Here is a 21,621-nt window from a genome sequence, read left to right on the forward strand (position 1 = left end):
ATGCGGCCTCGGCGCGAAGGCAGGCAGCAGGCCCCGGCAGGGGACTCGCCGGGCGCGACCCCTCCCGCCGAGCGGGGGCCCGACGCCGCGGAGGGCACGCCGGAGCCCGGCGCGGGTAGGGCCGCGGCCACGAACAAGACTGCGCCTACGAACAAGACGGCGGCTCCGAACAAGGCCGCGGCCACGAACACGGCTTCGTCCGCGACGGACGCCACCTCCAGCACGGCGACGCACACCCGGCCCGGCGCCGAGCCGACCACACCCGCCCCCACGCCAGCCGCCCCCGTGCCCCCCGCACCTCCCACCCCACCCAAAGCCCGCGTCCGCAACCGCCTCGTAGTGGCCGTCGCGGTCGTCGCCGCCGCCGTGGCCGGAGCCGGCGCGCCCGTCATCGTCACCGCGTCCAGCCAACTCAACGAATCCCAGAGCCTGGTGACGCTCGCCGAGCTGACCCAGCAGTCGATCACGCTCAGTCACTCCCTGGCCGACGAGCGCGACGAGGTCACCGCGTACATCGCCGCGGGACGCCCCGACGGCAAGGGCCTCTCGGAGAGCCACAGCGCGCGCGTGGACCGGAGCATCGAGGAGCTCCGCGAGGCCGCCGCCGACGCGAACACCAACACCTCCGTCACCGCCGAGCTGCGCCGCGACCTCGCCGGGCTCGCGTCCGTGCGCAGGGCCGCGCTCACCGGCAAGGCCAGCGCCCTCGACGCCCACAAGGCGTACGCGAAGGCCATCACCGAACTGCACGGCCTCACCCGTGAACTCGCCGAGAGACTCCCGCCGCGCGCGGGCTCCGGGGCCCACGCCCTCGCCGACCTCGACCACGCGGTCGACCAGGCGGGATCCGCGCGCGGCCTGCTGCTCGCCGCGCTCGCCGTGCCCCGCCCCGCGTCGACCGGCTCCACCGTCGACCCGGTCACCGGCCTGCCCACCAACTCCGGCACCGGCGACAGCGAGGAGGACGGGCGCCGCGACGGCCTCAGCGCCGCCGCCCAGCAGGCCCATGTACGGGAGCTGGCCGCGCTCGCCGACTTCCTGGACACCGCGCCCGCCAAGGCCCGCGCCACCTACGAGTCCACCGTCACCGGCAACGGCGTCACGACCGCCGAGCAGTATCTGACGCGCCTCACCGACCGGCCCCGGCTCTCCGCCGCCGACCAGCGCCTGGACCGCGAGAAGCTCGACAGCGCGCTGTCCGCCCGTATCGAAGCCATGCGCGGCGCCGAGAACGCGCTCGCGGACGCCCGCACCCAGAGCCTCGGCGACCTGCGCGACGACGACGTCACCGCGCTGGAGATCCGCATCGCGCTCGTCGGCGTGCTGCTGCTCGTCGCCGTCGGCGTGTGCATGGGCACGGCCCGCTCGCTGACCCGGCCGCTCGCCGCGCTGCGCCGGGGTTCGGAGCGGGTCGCGACCGCGCCCGCGACCGAGGAGCCGGTGCGCTTCACCGGCCGCGACGACGAGTTCGCCGCGGTCGTACGCTCCGTCAACGCGCTGCACGGCCACGCCGTCGCCCTCCAGGACCGGCTCACCACCCTGGAGGCCGACCGCAAGCACCTCATCGGCCAGCGGCAGACGATGGCCGACGCCCGGCAGGAGATGGCCGACGAGCGCGACGCGCTGCGCGCCGAACTCGCCGAGGCCGCCGTCCATCTGGAGCGGGTGCGCCGCAGCATCCACGGCACGTTCGTGAACCTCGCGCTGCGCACGCTCGGCCTGGTCGAGCGGCAGCTCGCCGTCATCGAGAGCCTGGAGGAGCGCGAGCAGGACCCCGACCGGCTCGCCACCCTCTTCAAGCTCGACCACTTCGCCACCGTCACCCGCCGCCACAGCGAGAACCTCCTGGTCCTCGCGGGCGCCGAGCACGGCCACCAGCACGCGGGCCCGGTGCCGCTCGTCGACGTCGTACGCGCCGCCGTCAGCGAGATCGAGCGGTACGAACGCGTCCGCATCGCCACGCTGCCGCCGCACGCGCACATCGCCGGGTTCGCCGCCGACGACATCAGCCACCTGGTCGCCGAACTCCTGGAGAACGCCACCTCGTTCTCGCCGCCCGACGCCGCCGTCGAGGTGTCCGGCTGGCTCCTGGAGAACGGAGAGGTGATGCTCTCCGTGCAGGACGAGGGCATCGGCGTCGCCGCGGAGCGCCTGGAGGGACTCAACGCGCGGCTCGCGGAGTTCTCCCCCGACGACGTGTACGACCAGGAGAGCGGCGACGGCCTCGGGCTCGGCCTGTACGTGGTGGCGCGGCTCGCCGCCCGGCACGGGGCGCGGGTGCGGCTGCGCGAGCAGAAGCAGGGCGGGGTCGCGGCGGTCGTCGTCCTGCCCGACGGCATCCTCGCCGCCCCGCCCGCGCTGGGCGCGCCCGGAGCGGTGCCCGCCGCGCGCGCCGATGCGCCGCTGGTGCAGTTGCCCGGCTCCGAAGCAGAGGCGAACTCCAATGTCCTGCCGCCCCGTTCGGGCGAGCGGGACCCCTTGATCGCCGCCGCGGAGACGACCCTCGAACTCCTGGCGCCGCCCGTCCCGGCCGACCACCCGGACGACGCGGAGCCGCACGCGCGGCCGGACGACGAGGTCCGGCCGGAGCAGGAGGCGCGCCCGAAGCCGGACGCGCAGTCGCCGTCGGAGCGGGACGCGGCGGTGGCGGCGGAAGAGCTGCCGGAAGAGCTGCGGGAAGGGCTGCTGGGGGAACTCCCGGACGAGCTCCTGGAAGAGCTTCCGGACGAGCTCCCGGAGGGCGGAGGCCTTCCGGAAGCCGAGTCCGTACGGGAGGCCGAGGCGCTGTCGGGGGACACCGACGCCCCCGTCTTCACAGCCAAGGGCCTCCCCAAGCGGACCCCGAGGATCACCGCCACCGCCGGGAGCTCCACACCGCAGCCGCGGCCCGCCGTCGACGCCGAGGAACTGCGGCGCAGGCTCGGCGGGTTCCAGCAGGGGGCCAACAGCGGCCGCCGGGACGTGGCGGCGGAACTGGCCCGTACGCAAGCCCGTACGGAATCCCGCACCGGGGCCCGTACAGAAGCCCGTACAGAAGAGAGTGCCGAAGGCCACCGTGCCGCAGATGTTCCGGGGGACCCAGTCGAGGAGGCAAGCAGTTGACTGCGCCCATGCGCACACCCGGTTCTTCCGCCAAACCAGTGAAACCCGACCCGGGCACCGACCCCGCGTCGGCGTCCGGCGAGCCCATCGCCTACGGGCTCAGCAGTGAGGCCAAGAACCTCCACTGGCTCCTGACCAACCTGGTCGAGGAGGTCCCCGGAATCCTCTCGGTCGCCGTCGTCTCGTCCGACGGACTCCTGCTGCTCTCCTCCGACCCCGTGCGCAACGCCGAGCGCCGCCCCGCCACCAGGCCCACCGGCCCCAGGGGTTCGAGCGCCGACCTGGCCACCATCGTGTCCGGGCTCGGCAGCCTCACCCTCGGCGCGGCCCGGCTGATGGACGGCGGCTCGGTCAAGCAGACCGTCGTCGCCATGGCGGAGGGCAGCCTCTTCGTGATGGCGATCAGCGACGGCTCGCTGCTCGGCGTGCACGCGACACCCGACTGCGACATGACGGTCGTCGCGTACCACATGGCGCTGTTCGTCGGCCGCGCCGGACACGTCCTGACGCCCGAACTCCGCAGCGAGCTGCGCCAGTCGATGGAGAGCGTGTGATGAGCGCCGTGCCCGAGCTTCCCCGGCGCGGCGGCGCGCGGAAGCCGGCGCGCGTGCGCCCGTACTCGCTGACCGGCGGCCGCACCCGCTTCGGGCACGTCCTGCTCGTCGAGACGTTCGTGGCCGCGAACCCCGCCATCGAAGCCCCCGAGGAGCGCCGGGAGCTGGGCAAGGGCGACCCGCTGAGCACCCGCGTCATGCCGGAGATGCGGGCCATCGTCGAGATCTGCCGCCGGATGCGTACGGTCGCCGAGATCTCCGCGCTCCTGAAGATGCCCCTCGGTGTGGTCCGCGTCCTGCTCAGCGACCTCGCCGACCAGGGAAAGATCCGCGTGTACGGAACGGGCCACGGCCCCGGGCAGCCGAACCGCGCACTGCTCGAAAGGGTGCTGAGTGGACTCCGCCGTCTCTGACTCCACCGTCTCCGACCCCACCATCTCGGGCCCCGCGATCTCCGACCCCGCGATCTCAGGTTCCGCCGTCTCCGAACTCCTCGCCCGCGAAGAGGGCGTGCAGGCCTGGCAGAACGACCACACCCGCGCGCCGATCGCCACGAAGATCGTCGTCGCGGGCGGCTTCGGCGTGGGCAAGACCACGCTCGTCACCGCCGTCTCCGAGATCACGCCCCTCCAGACGGAGGCGCTGATGACGCAGGCCAGCGCGGACACCGACGACCTGAGCGCCACCCCCGAGAAGACCACGACCACCGTCGCCATGGACTTCGGCCGCATCACGCTGGACGACGACCTGGTGCTCTACCTCTTCGGCACACCGGGCCAGCAGCGCTTCTGGTTCATGTGGGACGACCTGGTGCGCGGCGCGATCGGCGCCGTGGTGCTCGCCGACACCCGCCGCCTCACCGACTGCTTCCCCGCGCTCGACTACTTCGAGAGCTGCGGACTGCCGTACGTCGTGGCCGTCAACCACTTCGAGGGCACCGAGCGGTACGAGGCCGAGGACGTCCGAGAGGCGCTGACGGTGCCCGCGCACATCCCCGTCCTGATCATGGACGCGCGGCAGCGGATCTCGGCGATCGAGTCGCTGCTCGCCCTGGTGGGGCACGCGCTCGACCGCACCCCCGAGTAGCCCTGAACAGAAGGATCCCTATCAGCATGCGGAAGATACTCATCGTCGGAGCCGGTCAGTCCGGTCTCCAGATCGCCCTCGGACTCCAGTCGCAGGGGTACGAGGTCACCCTCATGTCCAACCGCACGGCGGACGAGATCCGGGCCGGCCGGGTCATGTCGACGCAGTGCATGTTCCACACGGCCCTCCAGCACGAGCGGGAACTGGGCCTGAACTTCTGGGAGTCCCAGGCCCCCGACATCGAGGGCGTGGGCGTCTCCGTCGCCGGTCCCGACTCGGCCCGCGTCATCGACTGGGTCGGCAAGCTCGACGGGTACGCGCAGTCGGTCGACCAGCGCGTGAAGATGGCCGGGTGGATGGAGACGTTCGCGCAGCGCGGCGGGCAGCTCGTCATCCATGGCGCGGCGGTCTCCGACCTGGACTACTTCTCCCGTACGTACGACCTGGTGCTCGTGTCCGCGGGCAAGGGCGAGCTGGTGTCCATGTTCGAGCGGGACGCCTCGCGTTCGCCGTACGACGCGCCGCAGCGGGCCCTCGCCGTCGCCTACGTCCACGGCCTCGGGCCGCGGCCCGAGCACCCCGAGTTCGACGCCGTACGCTGCAACCTCGTGCCCGGCGTCGGTGAACTCTTCGTCATGCCGACGCTCACCACGTCCGGGCGCGCCGACATCCTCTTCTGGGAGGGCGTTCCCGGCGGTCCGCTCGACGTCTTCCAAGGCGTCAAGGACCCCGGTGAGCACCTCTCCCTCACCCTTGAACTCCTGGAGAAGTTCCTGCCCTGGGAGTACGCCCGCGCCACCAAGGTCGAACTCACCGACGCCGGTGGCACGTTGGCCGGGCGGTACGCCCCGACCGTGCGCAAGCCCGTCGGGCGGCTGCCCAGTGGTGGGCTCGTCCTCGGCGTCGCCGACGTCGTCGTCGCCAACGACCCCATCACCGGGCAGGGGTCCAACTCCGCGTCCAAGTGCGCCGCTTCCTATCTCTCGTCGATCGTCTCCCATGGGGAGCGGCCGTTCGACGAGGCGTGGATGCAGGGGACCTTCGACCGGTACTGGGCCACCGCGCGGCACGTCACCAAGTGGACCAACGCCATGCTGGGTGTGCCGCCCGAGCACGTCCTCAACCTCCTCGGCGCCGCCGGCGACCTCCAGCCGGTCGCCGACCGCTTCGCCAACGGCTTCAACGATCCGGCGGACTTCGAGAACTACTTCTATGAGGCGGAGCTGGCGGAGGGGTATGTGGCGGGGGTCGCGGCTGCGTAGCCCCCAACCCCGCCCCTTCCCGATCCTGGGGCTCCGCCCCAGACCCCGCTCCTCAATCGCCGGAGGGGCTGCCCCCCACCCACCCTTCCAGCCCGTCCGGCGTTTGAGGACGAGGCGCGGAGCGCCGATCAGCGGGGGTCCGGGGGCGCAGCCCCCGGTTTCGGTGAAGGGGTGGGACTGGGGCGCCCCAGCGAGGCCTAGCCCGCCCACCCCCGGTCCGCCCCCTTCGTCGCCCCCGCGGGCAGGCGGGGCGGGCGGTAGTCGGAGACCGGGGTGGCCCGGGGGTCGGGGCGGACGGCACCGAGGACGGGGTTCGCGGCGAGGGGGGAGACCTTGACGCGGGCCCCGGGCCGGGGTGCGTGGACGACCTTGCCGCGGCCCAGGTAGAGGGCGACGTGCGTGGCGCGGGGGAAGTAGACGACGAGGTCGCCGGGCCGCAGGTCCCGGAGGGGGACCCGGGGCAGCCGGGCCCACTGCTGCTGGCTGGTCCGGGGGATGCCGTGGCCCGCCACCCCCCAGGCCCGCTGGGTGAGCCCGGAACAGTCGAAGGCGGCAGGCCCCTCCGCCCCCCACTCGTACGGCTTCCCGATCTGCGCCACGGCGTACCGCAGCGCCCGCTCCCCCCGGACGGAAGGCGCCCGCCCGACCCCGGCCGGCGCCCCGAGCGCCCCGGACGCGACGAGCCGCCGCTGGGCCCGCGCGGCCCCGTCCTCCTCGGCCCGCCCCAGCGCGGCCAACTCCTCGGCGGAGAGCGAGGCGAGCAGCTCCTCGACCTCCTTGAGCCGGGTCCGCACCGCGTCCCGGGCGGTCCGCTGCCGCTGCGCGAGGGACTCCTGGGTGGCGAGGGCGCGGCGGGCCGCGCGGGCGAGGCCGTCGGCCTTCCTCTCGCCGTCGACGAGCCGGGTGACGGTGGCGGCCCGCTCGGCGGACGCGCGGCGCAGGACGTGTCGCTGGTCCAGGGCGCCCTGCGGATCGCGGGCGAGGAGGAGGCGTACGTAGGAGGAGATCTCGATGGTGCCGTGCTGGTACTGCTGGCGGGCGAGGCGGCCGGCCGCGCCTCTGCCGTCGTGCGCGGAGGCGCGGGCCGCAGCGAGGCTGCGGTTGAGGCCGGTGACCTCGCGGCGCTGGTCGGTGAGCTTCTCCTCGGTCGCGTTGTACGTCTCCGTGGACTCCTCGGCCTTGCGGTACAGGCGCTGAAGGTCCGTCAGGAGTTCGGCGACGGGGCGCTTGTCGGGGGCGGGGGCCGCGTGTGCGGGTGCGGCGTGGGGGGTCAGGGGGGTGGCGGTGAGCAGCGCGGAGAGTGCGGATCCGGTGCACGCCCAGCGCAGCAGCCTTCCTGACATGTCATCACCTCCCGGTGTGGGGCGGGGGGTCCGCCCGTGCACCGTGAGCATGGGATGGCGGGGGGTGGGGCGCGCGGTGGCGGTGGGCGGTTGGCGCAATGAGGTCACCCGTCCAGGGGTTCGCGGCGCGGCGGGTTGCACCTGGGGTCGGCGGGGGTGGGCCCTGCGGGGCTTTCCCCAATCCCGCCCCTTCCCGATCCTGGGGCTCCGCCCCAGACCCCGCTCCTCAAGCGCCGGAGGGGCTGGAAGATGCCGGGCAGGGGCTGAGAGTTACCCGGCAGGGGCTGGAGCTACGCTCGGGGGCCGTCCGCGTCCGTCCCGGCCGTCCGCCCAGGACCTGGCTTCGACCACGGCCAACGCAGGTTCCGCAAGCCCCCTTCGCCCCCGCCGCCCCCGTCGTCGTACTCGTACTTCCAGCCGGGGTGGAGGCCGAAGCGGCGGGCGGTGCCCGCTGCTACGCGGCGGTAGACGAGGATCGTGGGCTCGCCGCCCGCGTCGTCGGGGACGGGGACGCGGTAGACCTTCGGGGGGTGGCCGGTCGGGCCGAGGAGGACGGGCAGGACGCGGCCGTCCAGGGGGCCGCCCACGAAGGGGGTCTCTTCACTCTTCACGGCACCAGTGTCTCCCCGGCGACCCGACCGCGCGGCCCCACGGCCCCGTGGCTCCATGGCCCTGTGGCTCCACGACCCCGCAGCCCCCGCGTCCCCTAGAGCAGGTGGCCCGCCCCCGCCACCACCGGAAGCACCCGGCGTGCCAGCTCGCCCACCGCGCCCTCCGGTGTCTCCAGGGAGAGGGCGTGGCGGACCATGACGGCGGTCTGGGGGTCGCGGCCCGCCGTGGCCGTGATGTGGGCGACGAACTGTTCGACGAGCCATGCGCGCAGCTCGTCCAGGGGCGGCTGCTTGTCCTCGTCGAGCCAGATGAGGGAGGCGGCCTCGACGGCGGTGATCCACATGCGGACGGTCATGCGCAGCCGGGGGCTCGGCGGCTCGGGGAGTTCCATGTGGGCGAGGATGTGCTCGGCGGCGGCGCGGCGGACGCCGTCGACGATGGCGGTGGTGCGGGAGGTCTCGATGACGCTGCCGCCCTGGAGCAGCGCGCTGAACCCGGTGTCGTGCTCGTCGACGAAGGCGAGGTACCGGTCGAGGGCGCGGCCGAGGCGCCGGGTGAGCGGGCCGTCCTGCGGTTCGGCGAAGCACTGTTCCAGCGCGTCGGCGGCCGTGCGCAGCGCCGCTTCGTACAACTGCTGCTTGCCGCCGGGAAAGTAGCGGTAGACCAGGGGCCGCGAGACCCCGGCGGCCTCCGCGACGTCGTCGAGGGAGACCTCTTCGGGCGCGCGGTGCGCGAAGAGGTTGAGGGCGGCGTCGAGGAGCTGGCTCTTGCGCTCCTCGACGCTGAGGCGCCGGTACGCGCGGGTGGGGCCGACGGCTTGGGTCATGTCCCGCAGCGTAACCGTGTTTTCGTACGAAGAGTCGGGTGCGGGGCCACCCCGGGGCCCGGGGTGGCCGGGAGCGGCCGGGAGCGCGCGGCGGGCTACGCGAGCAGACCCGAGGACTTCCACAGCCGCCTGCCCGCCCCGCGCAGCACGCCGATGTCGTCCAGGAAGTCCGTCAGCCGCTTCGCGCCGGACTGCATGACCTCGCGCCGGTGACCGCTCGCCTTGACCTGGGCGACGGCCTCGCGGCGGTCCAGGCCGACGTTCGTGTACACCTGCGGGTTGACGAAGGCGATGGAGAAGACGCGGGCCGCCTCGCCGCTGCTGACGCGGGTCAGTTCGCGCTCCCAGCGGGGCGCGGTCACCATCTGGCGGCGCAGCTCCTCGCGGGCGTAGCGGACATGGCGGGCCTCCTCCACGACGTGGATGCGGGTGACGCCGCGCACGAGGGTCTGCACGCGCTCGTCGGGGAACGTCAGGCGCTGCATCCAGTCCAGGATCTCCTCGCCGAGGAGGGTGCAGGCGAAGGATCCCGGGGTGGTGGAGACGGTCTTGAGGACGCGGGCGAGGTTGTGGTTGAGCTTGGTGACGGGGTACGTCGGCGCCCCGCCCTTCTCGATCATGCGGGCGAACATCATCGAGTGGCGGCACTCGTCGGCGATCTCCGTGAGCGCGTACCGGACATGTGCGCTGGTCACGGACTTGTCGTAGATGTGCCGCACGAGCAGCTGCATGAGGATGATCTCGAACCAGATGCCGAGCGAGGCCAGTGAGGCCGCCTCGTGGCGGGCCAGGTCGTGGCGCTGCTCCTCGGACATCCGCTTCCACAGCGGGGTGTCGTACAGCGAGACGAGCTCCGGCGGCCAGAACCACTTGCCGTCCTCGACGGGCGCGTCCCAGTCCAGCTCCTTGTCGGGGTCGAAGGAGTGCTTGGCCGAGGACTCAAGGAGTCGCTGAGCCACCTGTTCGCGGTCCTTGAGCAGGCCGAGCGCGTCCCGCAGACCCGCGAGTTCGCTGTCTTCGGTCACGGTCGTCATGAGATCTCCTGCTCCTCGTGTGCTCTCGCAAGCGGGTTACCGGGGGTCACGACTTATGAGACTGCTTGTCAGCAAGGCCGTCAATCCCTTGCGCACGACTTGTTGACCCCGCGTCTACCACCGTGTGAGCCTGCCAAGGAGCCACCCCTGTGCGGCGGTCGCGCGGCAGCGGGGGCCGCCGAGACCCGCGAGGAGCCGTCAGTGTCCACACGCGATCTGTACGTCAACGCAGGCCGGGAGAGCGGTACCAGCCAGGGAACGGGCGGCGGGGGAGACCTCACCTGGGCGGTGCCCGCGACCGGAGCGGCCCGCTTCAGCTGGGAGTACGGCGAGGGCCGCGAACGCCTCCTGAACCTCTACCAAAAGGGCAAGGACAAGCAGTGGGACGGCGCCAAGCGCATCGCCTGGGACCTTGAGGTCGACCCGCTGGACCCGCTCGGCACCCCCGACGAGGCCATGTCGCTCTACGGCACCCGGTACTGGGACCTGATGTCCCCCGCCGAGCGCGGCGAACTGCGCAAGCACTACGCCTCCTGGCAGTTCAGCCAGTTCCTGCACGGCGAGCAGGGCGCGATGGTGTGCGCGGCCCGCATCGTGGAGTCCGTCCCCGACCTCGACGCGAAGTTCTACTCCGCCACCCAGACCATGGACGAGGCCCGGCACGCCGAGATCTACAGCCGCTTCCTGCACGAGAAGATCGGCATGCTCTACCCGATCAACGACAACCTGCGGGCGCTGCTCGGCGACACGCTGCGCGACTCCCGCTGGGACATGCCCTACCTCGGCATGCAGGTCCTCATCGAAGGCCTCGCCCTGGCCGCCTTCGGCATGATCCGTGACACCACCGACAAGCCGCTGCCCAAGCAGATCCTCGCGTACGTCATGCAGGACGAGGCCCGGCACGTGGCCTTCGGGCGGATGGCGCTGCGCGACTACTACAAGCAGCTCACCGACGCCGAACTGCGCGAACGCGAGGAGTTCGTCATCGAGGGCTGCTATCTGATGCGCGACCGGCTGCGCGGCGTCGAGGTCCTGGAGAACTTCGGCATCCCGCTCAAGGACGCCGAGGAGTGCAGCGAGCGCTCCGAATACCTCCAGCTCTTCCGGCAGTTGCTGTTCAGCCGCATCGTGCCGTGCGTCAAGGACATCGGCCTGTGGGGCAAGCGGCTCCAGCAGGCGTACGTCGACATGGGCGTGTTCGAGATGGGCGACTCCAACCTCGACCAGCTGATGGCGCAGGACGAGGAGATCGCGGAGAAGCTGGACGCCGAGCGCTTCGCCGCGGAGGAGGGGGAGCGGGTGGCCGAGGTCGAGGCGGCCGTCGCGGCCGGCGCGGCCACGGATCCCGACTAGGCCACGATCTGTCCTACTTGAACCCTAGCGTGTCCACATGACCGAGACCCAGGAACTCCTCGACGCCCTGCGCGAGCAGCGCCGCACCCTCCTCATCACGGCGCGCGGACTCACCGACGAGCAGGCCGCCACCCGGTCCACCGTCAGCGAGCTGACACTCGGCGGCATCGTGAACCACCTCACGCACGGCGAGCGCAACTGGACGCTCATCCTGAGCAGCGGCACCGGCGAGACCCCGCCCGGCATGTTCGACATGGAGCAGTACAAGATGCCGCCGGGCGCCGGCCTGGCCGCACTCGTGGCCACGTACGAGGCCGCCGCGCGCGCCACCGACGAGGCCGTGGAGCGCGTGGGGCTCGACACCGTCGTGCCGCTGCCCGAAGCGCCCTGGGAGCCGGGCGTCGTACCGCGGTGGTCCGTGCGCCGGATCGTGCTGCACCTGCTGCGCGAGACGGCACAGCACTCCGGGCACGCGGACTTCCTCCGCGAGGCGATCGACGGCGCGAACACCACGGCCCAGCTGGGCGACTAGGCACCCGACGGCGCGGCCTCAGCGCAGCGCCGCCTCCATCACCGCCTTCGCGACCGGCGCCGCGCTGCCCCCGCCGCTGATGTCCGAGCGGTCCGCCGACGCGTCCTCGACGACGACCGCGACCGCCACGGACGGCTCCGCGTCGCCCGGCTTCTGGGCCCAGGCGATGAACCAGGCGTACGGGGTGCCGGTGTTGCCGATGCCGTGCTGGGCCGTGCCCGTCTTGCCGCCCACGGTCACGCCCTCGATCGCCGCGTTGCGGCCCGTACCCTTCTCGACCACGTCCGTCATCAGCTCGCGCAACTGCACGGCCGTGCCCGGGTTCATCGCCTGCCGGAGCGTCCGGGTGCCGTTCGCCGCCACGGTGTCGCCGTCGTCGGTCGTCGTCCGGTCCACCAGGTACGGCGCCTTGACCGAGCCGCCGCCCGCCACGGCCGCCGAGACCATCGCCATCTGCAAGGGCGTGGCACGCGTGTCGTACTGGCCGATGGCGGACAGGGCGAGCTGCGCGTCGTCCATCGCGGTGTCGAAGGTGCTGGTGGCGACCGGCGACGGGATCCGCAGGCCGGAGGTGTCGAAGCCGAACTTCTTCGCCGTGCCCGCCATGGCGTCCTGGCCGGTGTCGACGCCGAGCTTGGCGAAGACGGTGTTGCAGGACCACTGGAAGGCGTACCGCAGGCTGGCGTTCGCGCACCCCTCGACCTCGTTGGCCAGGCTCGTCGTGGTGCCCGGCAGGGTGTACGGGTCGGGCGACTTCGTGTCCGCGTCCAGGTCCGTGACCTCGCCCGCGTCGAGCGCGGCCGCCGCCGTCACCACCTTGAACGTCGAGCCCGGCGGATAGGTCCGGCTGAGCGCCCGGTTGAGCATCGGCTTGTCCGGGTCGGCGTTGAGCCCCGCCCAGGCCCCGGTCACGGCGCTGCCCGTGCCCGCCAGGCGCTCGGGGTCGTACGACGGCGTGGACACCAGCGCGAGGACCTCGCCGGTGGCCGGGTCGAGGGCGGCCACGGCGCCCTTCTTGCCACCGAGCCCGGCGTACGCGGCGCGCTGCACGGCCGCCTTGATGGTGGTGACGACCTCGCCGCCCGGGTTCTGGGCGCGGGTGATGTCGTTCCACAGGGGCAGCGGGGCGAGCATGGGGTCGGTGCCGGAGAGGATGTCGTCCTCGGCGTGCTCCAGGAACGTGGTGCCGTACACCTGCGATGCGAAGCCGGTCACCGGGGCGTACAACGGGCCGTTGCGGTACGTCCGTTCGTAGCGGAGCTGCTCGCCGGTGTCCTTGGAGCCGGTCACGGGCTCTCCGTCCACCAGGATGTCGCCGCGCGGCTGGTCGAAGCGGGTGATGGCGGTACGGCGGTTGGCGGGGTTGTCGTCGTACGTCCGGGAGTCGACGACCTGCACCCGGGTCGCGTTCACGAGCAGGGCCACGAGCAGCAGCGCGCAGAACGCGGCGGCGTGGCGGATGTGTCGGGTCACGCCCGGACCTCCTCGGACACCGGCACCGGCTGGGCGCGCGCCGAGTCGCTGACCCGGATCAGGAGCGCCACGATGATCCAGTTCGTGACGACCGACGAACCGCCCTGCGCCAGGAACGGCATGGCCATCCCGGTCAGCGGGATCAGCCCCGTCACCCCGCCCGCGATCACGAACACCTGGAGCGCCACGATCGACGCGAGCCCGATCGCGAGCAGCCGCCCGAACGGGTCACGCAGTGCGAGCCCCGCCCGGAAGCCGCGCTCCACGAGCAGGGCGTACAGCAGGAAGATCGCCGCGAGCCCGGTCAGGCCCAGCTCCTCGCCGGCCGTAGCCAGGATGAAGTCCGACTTCGCGGCGAAGCCGATGAGGATGGAGTGCCCGAGCCCGAGGCCGCTGCCGAGCAGGCCCCCGGCCGCGAACGCGAAGAGCGACTGGGCGAGCTGGTTCGGCCCCTGGCCCGCCTCGATCGACGCGAACGGGTGCAGCCAGTCCTCGACGCGGCCGTGCACATGCGGTTCGAGGGAGCCCACCGCGAACGCCCCGACCGCCGCGAGCAGCAGGCCGACGGCGATCCAGCCGGTGCGGCCGGTGGCGACGTACAGGAGGATCACGAACAGCCCGAAGAACAGCAGTGATGTGCCGAGGTCGCGCTCCAGGACGAGCACGCCGACGCTCAGCAGCCAGATCGCCACGATCGGCCCGAGCACCCGCCCGGTGGGCAGTTGCAGCCGCTTGAACCTCCACACGGTGCGGCCCGCGTAGGCCAGGGCGGTGCGGTTGGCCGCGAGGTAGCTGGCGAAGAACACCGCGAGCAGGATCTTCGCGAACTCGCCGGGCTGGATGGAGAATCCGCCGACCCGGATCCAGATGCGGGCGCCGTTCACCGCCGGGAAGAAGATCGGCACGATCATGAGGACGAGCGCGGTGACCACGGACAGATAGGCGTAGCGCTGGAGCACGCGGTAGTCGCGCAGGGCCAGCACGGCGACGATGAACAGGCCGACGCCGATCGTCGACCAGACGAGCTGCGTGGGCGCCGCCCGGTCGCCGGGCGTCTCCAGGTCCAGCCGGTAGATGAGCACCAGGCCGAGGCCGTTGAGCAGCACCGCGATCGGGAGCAGCAGCGGATCGGCGTACGGGGCCCGCAGCCGCACCGCCCCGTGGGCGAGGAGCGCGAGCACCCCGAGCCCGGCGCCGTAACCGGCGGCGCCGGGCGGGACGGAACCGTCGTGGGCGAGCCCCACGGCGCAGTAGCCGTAGACCGGGAGCAGCACGGCCACGACGATCAGCGCCAGCTCGGTGCCGCGGCGCCGCGGGACGCGGACAGCGGCGACGGTGGCGGGCTCCGCCGCTGTTCCGGTCATGCCCGGAACGTAGCAAGCTGCGGGCCTAATGTCCGGTTATGTCGCCGGTGTCCTGGTCAGCACCAGCGCGGCGCGGGCCCGATGTTGGCGATGTAGTGCGCGGCGCCCCAGGCCCAGGTGCCGTCCGTGAGCAGGTACCAGCGGTCGTTGTGGTGCACGTACTCGCCGCGCGCCTTGCAGAAGATGTGCACGACCTTGCCGTACGGCTCGCTCCGGATGACCTTGCTGCCGCGCGTCGGGGCGTCCCGCAGGAGCAGCCCGGTCTTGGCGGTGACCCGGCCCTTGTAGACCGGCGGATTGTTGTTCGCGTCGTCGGCGGCGGCGCCGGGAGCGGCGGTGAGCACGGTCGCGGCGGCGAGGGCGCCGCCGGCCACGAGTATGGAGAGACGGGTGGCGGCGGAGCGGGAACGAAGGGCCATGAGGCCTCCTCAGCAGAGCGGAACGGAAGACGCGACCGGTCAAAGGCCGCGATTTCACGCTATGAGCGACACGAGGAGTCCGCAAACGATCACAGGAGGTGAAGAGGGGCCGTCCGGCGTTCGAGGACGAGCAAGGCCGAAGGCCGCGACTCAGGGGTGCGCCGACGCCGGGGTCAACCGACGTCCTCCACGCCGCCCGCGGTGACTTCGTGCGGGAGGGTGAGCACGGCCACCGCCCCGTCCGGCTCGGCCGCGTTGGAGAACACCAGCCGCGCCCCCAGCACCTCCGCCTGCCCAAGAGCGATGGTGAGCCCGAGCCCGTGCCCCTTGGTGGTCCCCTCCGTACGGAACCGCTGAGGCCCGTGCTCGACGAGGTAGTCCGGGAACCCGGGCCCGTGATCCCGAACGGTGATCACCGGCCCGTCGACGGTCAGGGAAACCGGCGGAGCCCCGTGCTTCAGGGCGTTCCCGACCAGATTCCCCAGCACCCGTTCGAGCCGCCGCCCGTCGGTCTCCGCCACGATGTCCCGTACGACCAGCAGCTCCACCTCGGCCCCGGAAGCCCGCACGACACGTTCGGCCAGGGGAGCGAGGCGGACCGCGTCCAGGTCGACGCGTTCGTTGCGCGAGTCGAGGCGGGAGATCTCCAGGAGGTCCTCGGTGAGCGTGCGCAGCGTCGCCACCCGGTCCTGGACCAGCTCGGTGGGACGGCCCGGCGGCAGCAGCTCGGCGGCGGCGTGCAGCCCGGTCAGCGGCGTCCGCAGCTCGTGCGCGACATCCGCGGTGAACCGCTGCTCGCTCAGGAGCTTGCCCTGGAGCGACGACGCCATCGTGTCCAGGGCGCCCGAGACGGTGGCCACCTCGTCCTGGTGGCGCCCTTCGTCGTGGGTGCGGGGGTCGTTGACGCGCGCGTCCAGGTCGCCCGCGCTGATGCGGCGCGCGACCCGGGCCGTCTGGTGCAGCCGCCGGGTCACCCGCGTCACCGCGAACGAGCCGACGAGCAGCGTCGCCCCGATGGCGAGCACCGACGAGCCGACGATGGCCCGGTCGAGCCCGTCGATGGTGCGGGCGCCCTGCGCGTAGTCGACCTGCACGGCGATGGCCCGCCCGCCGTCCGCGGGACCCGCCGCCCACACGGTCGGCCGCTCGTCGTGGTCGCCGACCATCGTGCCGCGCTCCCCGCCCACCGCGAGGTCGCGCAGCCGCCGCGGCAGGCCGGGCGGGTCGACGCCCGCACCCGGGCCGAGCCGCCCGCCCGCCTCGTACTGCTTGGTGGCGTCGTCGAGCCGGGTCAGGGCGCGCTCACGGGCCTGGCCGACGGTCTGGTTGGTCACCGCGACATGGACGAGCACGCCGAGCAGCGCCGCGAGCGCGCAGCACATCACGGCGATGAACACCGCGGCCTTCCACGTCAGCGTCGCGGTCCAGGCGGGCAGCCGGAACGGAAGCCGGGGCGGGCGCGGCAGCCGGGACCCGCGGGCGCGGGGCCGGGCACCGGCCTCGCCGCGGCCGGTCACGAACCCTCGCCCGGACGGGCGTCGGCGCTCGGACCGGCGGTCGGCGTGGGGGTCTCACCCGGGCCCGACGTCTCGCCCGGCCCAGAGGTCTCACCCGGGCCGGGGCCCGCGCCCGGGTCGGCCTCGGTCAGGGCGGGTACCTGGCTGCGGGCGCCCTTGGGGCGGGGCGCGTCGGACGAGCGCAGGATCTCGTCGCGGGTGGGCAGCATCGCGCGCTGGTGCCGGTCCCAGGACCAGGCCGTGCGGTACTCGTAGCCCGGGATGCCGGAGACCGCGCGCACCACCAGGTCGCGCCCGGCGAGCTCCACGCCGAGCACCGCGTCGGAGGTGCCCATGATCTGGGTGAGGTGCCCCTTCTCCATCGCGTAGACGCGGACGGCGAGCTGCTCCTCGGGCATGCGGATGCCGACGACGAGGTCGTCCTTCCCGTCGCCGGTGAAGTCGCGGTAGTACGCCTTGAGGACCGGGCAGTCCTTGGGCTCGCTGCCGCAGTCCTTGAGGGCCTCGACGGTTTCCTTGTAGAGCCCGTCGGGCCCGCTGTAGACGTCGGGGTTCGCGGCCACCTCCGCCCTGACGATGGCGACGGGGTTCACCTTGTGCAGATCGCCGCCGGGCACCTTGACGCCCTCGACCTCCTCGGTGTCCGCCTCGCCGTAGTCACCGACCGGCGAGGACGCGGGCGGGAGGTCCGGCCACAGCCGGGTGGGGCCGACGGCCGTCGGAGTGGCGCCCGCGCCCCGCAGGTCGCCGGGGTCGCCGCAGCCCGCCGCCAGCGCGGTCGCGGCCAGCGCGAGGGCGCCCGCGGCGAGCGCGCGTCGGCGGGCGGGCCTGGGGCGGCGCGGCCTGCGGCTGCGGTTCAACTGGCACTCCTGCTCGCGGGGGCCGGGTGCGGGGCTTCGGCACGGGGCCGGGCGCCCTCACCGCACGAGGTCGGCGTAGAGAATGATGTTGTCGGTCCGGTGACCGTCCTTGATCGGGCCGCCGCAGGTCAGCAGGCGCAGCTCCGGGCGGTCGGTCGCCCCGTACACCTTATGGGTTGGAAAGTCTTCCTTGCCGACCTGCTGAATCTCGCGCACCTTGAACGTCGCCGTGGAGCCGTCCGCCCGCGGCACCATGATGCGGTCGCCGGCCCGCACCTTCGCGACGTTCCGCAGCAGCGCGGGACCGCCCGCCGTGTCGTAGTGCGCGACCACGACCGCCGCACCCTTCTGACCAGGGGTGACACCCCCCGTCCACCAGCCGGGCAGCTCCGCCTTCGAGGCCGGAGGCACCTGCAGCGCCCCGTCCTCGCCGATACCGAGGTCCAGCATCCCCTTGGCGTCCACGCCCGCCGCCGGGATCCGCAGACCCGTCGGCCTGGACTCCGCCATCGGGGGCGGTGCCTGCTTGGCCCGGGTGGCGGTGACGTTCTTGACGTTCACGTCGGGGGCGGGGTCGCCGGAGCCGCCGCCCTGCCCGCAGGCGATGAGGCCGACGCCGATGGCGGCGGTGAGGGCCGCGGCGGCGGCGAGACGGCGGGTGCTGGGGCGGGTGCTGCGGCGGGGCGGGTGCGGGTGGTTCGAAGGGCTCGGGTGACTCGGACGGCTCGGGTGGGCTTCCTGCGCGGCCTCGCCGGGAGTGGGGGTGTGCACGGGGGCTCCTTGGGGGTGTGCCGGTCAGGCGTCCGTGCGCCCGCGGCGCATCATCGCGAAGCCGAGCCCCGCCGCGCCCGCGGCCGCCATGGCCCCGCCCGCCACGACGAACGCGGGATCCCCGGCGTCCCGCACCCCGGTGGCACCCGCCTTGACGCCGCCCTCGGGGGTGGCGGCCACGTCGTCGGCGAGGCGGGCCGGGGCGACCGTGGCGGGGGAGTGCGCGGTGGGGGAGTGCGCGGCGGCGGGGGACGGGGAGTCGGCGAAGGCGGCCGTGGCCGGGAGCAGCAGCGCGCCGCCGACGAGCGCGGTGACGGCGGCGGTACGGAGGGCCGGGGTGCGGCGACGATTGCTCACGGTACGTTCCTTGCGCTCTGCGGCGGGCAGTGACAAGGACGACGCTAGGTGTCCGCCGTTGCGGCGGTTCGGCGACTTTGTAACAGGGGGCCATAGCTGTGCGAGCGGTGCCGTTACGGGATGGGCGGGGACATGGCGGATGGACCCGCCCGGGGTGGCGAACACAGGGCGAATTGCCCTCGACTTCCGCGAAGCGCCGTCAGCTCCTTGCCGGAGCGGTGCCCGGGCTGCTCCCATGGTCATGGGGTGATGGGGCATGAGCGGACTGCGTGTCGTACCGGCCTGGAGGCACGGTCAGGAGCGGCTCTACGTATGCAGGCCGGACGGCGGGAGCGTCGCCTGGTACGACAGGGACACCGCCCGTGTGAACCTGCTGAGCGCCGACCGCGAGGCCGATGTCCTCGACGCCCTCGGCCCGTTCCTGACGGGCAACGTCACGGTCGGACCACCTCCCGTCCCCACCCCCGCTGAGCTGGCCCGGCTCACCCTCCACCCGGACGACGACCTCGCCCCGAACCGGCCCGGCGAGGCCCTGCGCGTCGACCTGGACCGCGACCCGCCGCCCGCGCGCAAGCTGCGGTCCGACCCCCGGCACCGGGCGCTCGCGGCGCAGACCGCGGTCGGCGACGCCCTCGACCGCCTGGACGCGGTCGGCTGGCACACCCTGCACTCGGTCGGCCTCCCCGGCGGCCGTCGCGTGGACCATCTCCTGATCGGCCCCGGCGGCCTGTTCTGCGTCCGGGCGTTACCGGCCCGCAGGCAGCGCGTGCGGGTGGCCGACCCGATGGTGGCCGTGGGGCGCGGCCAGGCGGGGCCCCTGCTGCGGGAGCTGCGGGCGGACGCCGGGCGGGCGTCGTTCGCGCTGACGGCGGAGGTGCGGGCGGTCCTCGTGCCCGTGGGGGCGGTGGACGTGGAGGTCGCGGCGCCGCCCCGGGAGGTGCGGGTGCTGCTCGAAGAGGACCTGCCTGCGCTGGCCCGCACGGGCGGGGTCCTCAAACCGGCGGACGTCGAGGCACTGCACGCGCTGGCCCGCGACCGCCGGACGTGGAACCGGGTCTGACCGGGCGCGGCCCCCGGCTCACCCCGGCGGCGGCAGCACCCCGCCCCCCTCCGGGTCGAGCAACGGCCCGAGCAGGTCCCCGTACCGCTCCAGGCGCCCCCCGACATCGGTCGCCAGGAAGACCAGCAGCCCCGGATCCCGCCGCTCCCGGCACGCCTCCACCTCGTCCCAGGTCACCGGCGTGGACACGGTCGGCTCGGCCCGCGCCCGCAGGGTGTAGGGCGTCGCCGTGGTCTTCGCCGCGGCGTTCTGGCTGAAGTCGACGAACACCTTCCCCGGCCGCAGGCTGCGCGTCATCCGGTGCACCACAAGGCGCGGCAGCGCCTGCTCGGCGGCCACGGCAAGACCCTTCGCGTACGCCGTGACGTCCCCGCTGGGCGTCGGCCGCAGCGGCGCGAGCAGATGCAGCCCCTTGCTGCCGGACGTCTTGACGTACACCGGGAACCCGTCGGCCACCAGCCGCTCCCGCATCCACAGCGCCGCCTCGCAGGCCTCCACGACGCTCGCGGGCGGCCCGGGGTCGAGGTCGAGCACGAGCCGGTCGGCGAGCCCGGGCGCGTCCGTCCGCCACTGCGGGGTGTGGAACTCGGTGACCAGGTTCGCCGCCCACATCAGCGTCGCCAGGTCCTGTACGAGGATCTGCCGCGAGACCCCGTCCGACCGCCGCACCTCGGCCGTCCGCACCCAGGTGGGCGTACCCGGCGGCACGTTCTTGGCGAAGAACCGCTGCCCGTCGGGCCCGTCCGGGAAGCGCAGGAAGGACACGGGCCGGTCGCGCAGGTGAGGAAGCAGGGCGCCCGCGGCGGTGGCGTAGTAGTGCAGCACCTCGCCCTTGGTGAAGCCGCTCTCCGCGTACAGGACCTTGTCGAGATTGCTGAGCGCGAGCCTTCGCCCCTCCACCTCGGTGATGGGCGTCATACGATGAGAATCCCATGAAACCGTGACGAAAGCCCCACTGCCGCTTTCCCGGCTGCCGAAAGGTGCTCCACATGCGGTCCATATGGAACGGCGCCATCTCCTTCGGCCTGGTCAGCATCCCGATCAAGCTCGTGAACGCCACGGAGAACCACTCGATCTCCTTCCGCCAGATCCACACGGAGGACGGCGGCCGCATCCGCTACCGCAAGGTGTGCGAGCTGGAGGACCGCGAGGTCACGGCCGCGGAGATCGGCAAGGGGTACGAGGACGCGGACGGCTCGATCATCCCGATCACGGAGGACGACCTGGCCGCCCTGCCCATCCCGACCGCGAAGACCATCGAGATCGTCGCGTTCGTCCCTGCCGACCGCATCGACCCCCTCCAGATGGACACGGCCTACTACCTGTCGGCCAACGGAGTCCCCGCCGCCAAGCCGTACACCCTCCTGCGCGAGGCGCTGAAGCGCAGCAGGAAGGTGGCCATCGCCAAGTTCGCCCTGCGCGGCCGTGAACGGCTCGGCATGCTGCGGGTCGTGGACGACGTGATCGCGATGCACGGCCTGCTCTGGCCGGACGAGATCCGCGCCACCGACTCCGTCGCACCGGACACCGAGGTCAAGGTCCGCGACGCCGAACTGGACCTGGCCGACGCCCTGATGGACACCCTCGGCGAGGTCGACCTCGACTCCCTGCACGACGACTACCGCACGGCCGTGGAGGAGATGATCGCCGCGAAGGTCGAGGGCGGTGGGACCTACACTCCCGCCCCGGCGGCCGAGCCGGGCGGCGGCAAGGTCATCGACCTGATGGCGGCCCTGGAGAACAGTGTCCGGGCGGCGCGGACGGCCCGCGGTGAGAAGTCCGGGGCGGAGCCGGACCAGGAGGCCGAGGTGACCTCCCTGCGCTCCCGTACCTCCCGCACCACGAAGTCCGCGGCCGGGAAGACGACCGCCGCCCGCAAGTCGTCCCCGGCGGCCCCCAAGCAGGTGGGCGGCAAGAAGTCGACGGCCAAGACCGCGTCGAAGTCCAAGGCCGCGGCTCCGAAGAAGAGCACCGCGAAGAAGACGGCGTCGGGCACGGCGGCCACCAAGTCCACGGCGAAGAAGGCCGCGTCGAAGAAGTCGGCGACGCCGAAGAAGACGACGAAGAGGGCGTCGGCGTAGGAGGGCGTCGGCGTA

The 21,621-nt window shown here is 73.1% G+C and carries 21 protein-coding genes; 9 read left to right on the plus strand and 12 right to left on the minus strand.

The genetic code is table 11. The features are described 5' to 3' along the window. From ACZ6AA_RS04500 to ACZ6AA_RS04520, 5 genes are read left to right on the plus strand one after another with little or no spacing between them, the layout of a single operon-like run. Positions 1–3,102, plus strand: a complete 3,102-nt coding sequence (locus tag ACZ6AA_RS04500; RefSeq protein ID WP_471456206.1) for a sensor histidine kinase — start codon at positions 1–3, stop codon at positions 3,100–3,102. Between the two features lie 8 nt (positions 3,103–3,110). Beyond that, a complete protein-coding gene (locus ACZ6AA_RS04505; RefSeq protein WP_468483967.1) occupies positions 3,111–3,656 on the plus strand; it encodes a roadblock/LC7 domain-containing protein in 546 nt (181 codons plus the stop codon). Then, entirely contained in the window at positions 3,656–4,069 is a 414-nt protein-coding gene (locus ACZ6AA_RS04510) for a DUF742 domain-containing protein (RefSeq protein ID WP_468452537.1), read from the plus strand. Before ACZ6AA_RS04505 ends, ACZ6AA_RS04510 begins: the two co-directional genes overlap by 1 nt. A 52-nt stretch (positions 4,070–4,121) precedes the next feature. Continuing rightward, a complete protein-coding gene (locus tag ACZ6AA_RS04515) occupies positions 4,122–4,742 on the plus strand; it encodes a GTP-binding protein (protein ID WP_468452649.1) in 621 nt (206 codons plus the stop codon). A 26-nt stretch (positions 4,743–4,768) separates the two neighbouring features. After that, on the plus strand, positions 4,769–6,004 hold the full coding sequence (locus ACZ6AA_RS04520; RefSeq protein WP_468452535.1) for a styrene monooxygenase/indole monooxygenase family protein: 1,236 nt from the start codon (positions 4,769–4,771) through the stop codon (positions 6,002–6,004). 197 nt (positions 6,005–6,201) lie between these two features. On the opposite strand, the gene ACZ6AA_RS04525 is transcribed toward ACZ6AA_RS04520, so the two are convergent. The 4 genes from ACZ6AA_RS04525 to ACZ6AA_RS04540 all read right to left on the minus strand — a co-directional run bounded on the left by ACZ6AA_RS04525 (position 6,202) and on the right by ACZ6AA_RS04540 (position 9,819). Further along, entirely contained in the window at positions 6,202–7,347 is a 1,146-nt protein-coding gene (locus tag ACZ6AA_RS04525) for a C40 family peptidase (RefSeq protein WP_468452533.1), read from the minus strand. Between the two features lie 290 nt (positions 7,348–7,637). Further along, entirely contained in the window at positions 7,638–7,958 is a 321-nt protein-coding gene (locus ACZ6AA_RS04530) for a hypothetical protein (protein ID WP_468452531.1), read from the minus strand. 95 nt (positions 7,959–8,053) lie between these two features. Beyond that, positions 8,054–8,785 (minus strand): TetR/AcrR family transcriptional regulator, encoded by a 732-nt coding sequence (locus ACZ6AA_RS04535; protein WP_468452529.1) that lies wholly within the window; start codon positions 8,783–8,785, stop codon positions 8,054–8,056. A 95-nt stretch (positions 8,786–8,880) separates the two neighbouring features. Next, complete coding sequence (locus tag ACZ6AA_RS04540; RefSeq protein WP_468452527.1) at positions 8,881–9,819, minus strand: AurF N-oxygenase family protein; 939 nt, start codon at positions 9,817–9,819, stop codon at positions 8,881–8,883. A 201-nt stretch (positions 9,820–10,020) separates the two neighbouring features. Here ACZ6AA_RS04540 and ACZ6AA_RS04545 point away from each other — a divergent pair, with 201 nt between their 5' ends. Then, complete coding sequence (locus tag ACZ6AA_RS04545) at positions 10,021–11,172, plus strand: ferritin-like domain-containing protein (protein WP_471456213.1); 1,152 nt, start codon at positions 10,021–10,023, stop codon at positions 11,170–11,172. A 37-nt stretch (positions 11,173–11,209) separates the two neighbouring features. Beyond that, positions 11,210–11,704 (plus strand): DinB family protein, encoded by a 495-nt coding sequence (locus tag ACZ6AA_RS04550; RefSeq protein WP_468452523.1) that lies wholly within the window; start codon positions 11,210–11,212, stop codon positions 11,702–11,704. A gap of 18 nt (positions 11,705–11,722) precedes the next feature. Here ACZ6AA_RS04550 and ACZ6AA_RS04555 read toward each other — a convergent pair whose 3' ends face one another. The 7 genes from ACZ6AA_RS04555 to ACZ6AA_RS04585 form a co-directional block, all read right to left on the minus strand. Further along, positions 11,723–13,177, minus strand: coding sequence for a penicillin-binding transpeptidase domain-containing protein (locus ACZ6AA_RS04555; protein ID WP_468452521.1), 1,455 nt, complete (start codon positions 13,175–13,177; stop codon positions 11,723–11,725). After that, positions 13,174–14,541, minus strand: coding sequence for an FtsW/RodA/SpoVE family cell cycle protein (locus ACZ6AA_RS04560; protein WP_471456216.1), 1,368 nt, complete (start codon positions 14,539–14,541; stop codon positions 13,174–13,176). The genes ACZ6AA_RS04555 and ACZ6AA_RS04560 overlap by 4 nt, the downstream gene beginning before the upstream one ends. A gap of 56 nt (positions 14,542–14,597) precedes the next feature. Then, complete coding sequence (locus ACZ6AA_RS04565) at positions 14,598–14,960, minus strand: SH3 domain-containing protein (RefSeq protein WP_468452518.1); 363 nt, start codon at positions 14,958–14,960, stop codon at positions 14,598–14,600. 173 nt (positions 14,961–15,133) lie between these two features. Next, the gene (locus ACZ6AA_RS04570; protein ID WP_471456620.1) at positions 15,134–16,342 is read right to left on the minus strand and encodes an ATP-binding protein; all 1,209 of its coding nucleotides are present in this window, start codon (positions 16,340–16,342) and stop codon (positions 15,134–15,136) included. 131 nt (positions 16,343–16,473) lie between these two features. Further along, complete coding sequence (locus ACZ6AA_RS04575; protein WP_468452516.1) at positions 16,474–17,337, minus strand: hypothetical protein; 864 nt, start codon at positions 17,335–17,337, stop codon at positions 16,474–16,476. 57 nt (positions 17,338–17,394) lie between these two features. Beyond that, positions 17,395–17,958: a class F sortase gene (locus tag ACZ6AA_RS04580; protein WP_468452645.1), complete on the minus strand. Its 564-nt coding sequence runs from the start codon at positions 17,956–17,958 to the stop codon at positions 17,395–17,397. A gap of 174 nt (positions 17,959–18,132) precedes the next feature. Next, complete coding sequence (locus tag ACZ6AA_RS04585; RefSeq protein ID WP_471456219.1) at positions 18,133–18,465, minus strand: hypothetical protein; 333 nt, start codon at positions 18,463–18,465, stop codon at positions 18,133–18,135. Between the two features lie 256 nt (positions 18,466–18,721). Between ACZ6AA_RS04585 and ACZ6AA_RS04590 the strand changes: the two genes are divergently transcribed. Beyond that, the gene (locus ACZ6AA_RS04590) at positions 18,722–19,525 is read left to right on the plus strand and encodes a nuclease-related domain-containing protein (RefSeq protein WP_468452512.1); all 804 of its coding nucleotides are present in this window, start codon (positions 18,722–18,724) and stop codon (positions 19,523–19,525) included. An 18-nt stretch (positions 19,526–19,543) separates the two neighbouring features. Here ACZ6AA_RS04590 and ligD read toward each other — a convergent pair whose 3' ends face one another. Further along, positions 19,544–20,443: a non-homologous end-joining DNA ligase gene (ligD, locus tag ACZ6AA_RS04595; protein ID WP_471456222.1), complete on the minus strand. Its 900-nt coding sequence runs from the start codon at positions 20,441–20,443 to the stop codon at positions 19,544–19,546. Positions 20,444–20,514: 71 nt separating this feature from the next. Between ligD and ku the strand changes: the two genes are divergently transcribed. After that, complete coding sequence (gene ku, locus ACZ6AA_RS04600; protein WP_471456224.1) at positions 20,515–21,606, plus strand: non-homologous end joining protein Ku; 1,092 nt, start codon at positions 20,515–20,517, stop codon at positions 21,604–21,606. The last annotated feature ends 15 nt before the right edge of the window (positions 21,607–21,621 follow it).

The organism is Streptomyces sp. NPDC040610 (genome assembly GCF_055594065.1).